This is a genomic window from Komagataeibacter kakiaceti JCM 25156 (genome assembly GCF_000613305.1).
The window spans coordinates 1-3,209 of record NZ_BAIO01000273.1 but is presented as its reverse complement, the minus strand read 5'-3'; the positions used below and the strand labels follow the sequence as shown (position 1 = coordinate 3,209).

At 66.6% G+C, this 3,209-nt stretch carries 1 protein-coding gene and 1 pseudogene; both read right to left on the bottom strand.

Features of this window, described 5'->3' with window-relative positions:
• Positions 1 to 2,886 (bottom strand): annotated as a pseudogene (locus tag JCM25156_RS27140) ([protein-PII] uridylyltransferase); the annotation flags it as partial.
• Positions 2,887 to 2,969: 83 nt separating this feature from the next.
• Positions 2,970 to 3,209, bottom strand: a 240-nt coding sequence (locus tag JCM25156_RS24030) for a hypothetical protein (protein ID WP_034959581.1), incomplete at its 5' end; no start/stop codon positions are given.

The window sequence follows — 3,209 nt, the reverse complement described above, 5'->3', positions numbered from 1 at the left end:
CCAGTTCGGTGGAGCGGCGCTGGGCCGCCGCCTCGGCTTCCTGCAGGCCGGACAGCAGGGCGGCGCGGATGCGGTCGAGACGCTCCTTGTCCGTGATCTTCAGCCCGAACAGATCCTTGACGTAGAAAACGTCCACCGCCCGCACGCCATAGGTGGTGACATGGGCGGACGCGATCTGGAGCTTCTGTTCCCCCAGCGCCGCCGTGACATCGTGCAGCAGGCCGGGGCGGTCACGCCCGTTGATCTCCACCACCGTGCAGGTGTTCGACGCCCGGTTGTCCACCACCACGCGCGGCGGCACATGGATGGCCCGCATGCGCCGCCCGCTCAGGCGGCGGCCACACTGCGCGATTTCACGGTCGATGTTGATGTGCCCGGTCAGCGCCTGCTCGATCAGCAGGGACAGGCGGCCAAGCTGCTGCGGTTCCTCGAACGCGGAACCGCCCGCATCCTGAATCCACAGCGTATCGAGCGCCATGCCGTTGGTCATGGTATGAATGCGCGCATCCACGATGGATGCCCCCGCAATGGCTACGGCCCCCGCGATCTGGGAAAACAGGCCCGGATGGTCGGCGGCGTAGATGGTGACTTCCGTCACGCCACGGGCGGGCAGCGGCTGTGTCTCGACCGTAAGGGGCGAATGCACGCGCTCCGAATCGCTGATCAGCCGGGCATGGCGGGCATGGGTGTCGTGATCGAAGGACAGCCAGTAACTGCCATAGCCCAGTTGCATGAAGTGGGTGACATCGGCCTCGTTCATGCCGTCTTCCACCAGCCACTGGGCGGTGGCCGTCTTGGCGCGCTCCACGCGCACGTCACGCTCGGTCGTGGCGAGACTGCCTTCCAGCACTTCCGCCACGCGCATGTACAGCTCGTTCAGCAGGGTGGCCTTCCACGCGTTCCATACGCGCGGCCCCACCGCGCGCATGTCCACGATGGTCAGCAGCAGCAGCAGCCGCAGGCGCTCGGGTGACTGGATGATGTCCGCCAGGTCGAGGATGGTCTTGGGGTCGTCGATGTCGCGCTGGAACGCGGTCTGGCTGAGCAGCAGGTGGTGCAGCACCAGCCACGAGACCGTTTCCGTCTCCTCGCTGTCCATGCCCAGTTCCGGGCAGACATACAGCGCGATCTGCGATCCGATTTCCGAATGGTCGCCGCCCCGGCCCTTGGCGATGTCATGCAGCAGCACGGCCACGTACAGCGCCCGGCGCGAATGCAGGTTGAGCGCCAGTTCGTAGGCGAGGGGGATTTCATCGGCCATCTGCCCATGTTCCACCCGGCCAAGGATGCGCAGCGCGTCGATGATATGCTCATCCACCGTGAAGACATGGTAGGTGTCGAACTGCATCTGCCCTACGACGCGCGACCAGTCGGGCAGCAGGCGGCCCATGAGTCCGGTCTCGTTCAGGATATGCAGCCAGTAGGCGTTCCCCTTGCGGCGGCCTTCGTCCATCAGGTGGAAGGTCTGGGGGGCGTCCGCCCGTTCGGGTGCGTTTTCACCCCCGCGGGCCGCGCGCTGGGCGCGGGTGGGGGCTCGCCACACATGAGGTCGAGGAAGATGCGCGCCGTTTCCGGATCACCGCGCAGGCTGGCGGCCTTGCGCTCCCAGCGGATGAGCTGGTGCATGGCCAGCGGGTGAATGGGCAGCTTGCGCCGCTTGGCCCAGTCCAGAAGGCGCATCATCTGGATGGGTTCATCCTCGAACGATGTACCGCGCTGGGGCAGGATGCGCCCGTCAAGCACGGTAAAGCCCGCGTCGCGCATCTGGCTGTCGGCCTCGGGCGCGTTGGCCACGGGGCCGAGCGCCTGGCGCAGCACGGCGGGCTCCAGCACCAGTGTCAGGCGCATGACATCGCGCACGGTCAGGAAGTAGTGGCGCATGAAGCGCTCCACGCCCACCTGCCGCCCGTGGCGCGTATAGCCCATGCGCCCGCCCACTACCGGCTGCACGTCGAATGTCAGCCGTTCCTCGGCCCGGCCGGAGACGTAGTGCAGGTGAAAACGCACCCGCCACAGGAAATCCCACGCCCGGCGGGCGCGCTTGGCTTCCTGTTCCGTCAGCAGGCCGAGTTCACTGAACCCCGGCGCCAGCAGGTCGGACACATGGCGCGTGCCGAAGGTGTAGCGGCACATCCAGTACAGCGTCTGCAGGTCGCGCAGGCCGCCACGGCCTTCCTTTACGTTGGGTTCGACAAGGTACGGGCTGTCGCCAAAGCGGTGGTGGCGGGCGGCGCGTTCCTTGCGCTTGTCGGTAATGAAGCGGTCGGCCCCGGCGCGCACGCAGGCCACGATGTAGCGGGCCTCGAACATGGCGAACAGCGTGGCGCTGCCGGTCAGGAAACGGGCGTCGAGCAGCGTGGTGCGGACGGTGGTGTCGGCTTCCGCCTCCGCGATGCATTCATTGATGGTGCGGGTGGCGTGCCCCACCTTCAGCCCCAGATCCCACAGGAAATACAGGATGTATTCCACACAGGCGCGGATGTCGCCCGCCGGTGTGTCCGGTGTCAGGAACAGAAGGTCGATATCGCTGAACGGGGCGAGCAGCCCGCGCCCGTACCCGCCGGTGGCCGCGACGGCGAAAGGGGCCTCATGCAGCGAGTCGATGCCCGCGTGCCGCATGGCGAATTCGCCCAGCACGCGGATCATCCCGTCGGTATAGGCGGCGAGCATCTTGCCCGCTTCCGCCCCGCCAAGGCGATGATGCTCGAATTCCTCGCGCACATGGGCCTGATAGCGCGCCATGTGGCGACGGAACAGGCCGATCGCCTCATCGCGCGGCAGGCCGCATGTGTCACCATCGCTGCCCCCCGATGGGAAAAGGGCGGCGTGAAGGGCGTCTGTCATCGCCTCGGCGGAGGAGGCGCAGGGGGAATCAGCGTTCGACATCGTGGTCGGATGGCGTCCTGTAAATGGCGGTCAAGGTCTGGCGTGAGTGTGCCGCCGTTAATGGGGTCAGGTCCAGTGCCGTATCAGGGTTTCATCAGTTTTTTGAGTTTATAAAGTGTTTCCAGCGCCGCGCGGGGCGTGAGCGCATCAGGGTCCAGTTCCTCCATCATTTCCACCACGGCGGGGGGGAGGCTGGGCGGGGCGTCACCATCCGGTAAATCCGGTTCGTCCTGTTCGGGCTGGTGCTGCTCGAACAGGGGCAGCGGCGGGGCCTGGCGGCCACGTTCCCTTTCCAGCATGGATACAAGCCTGCCCGCGCGGCG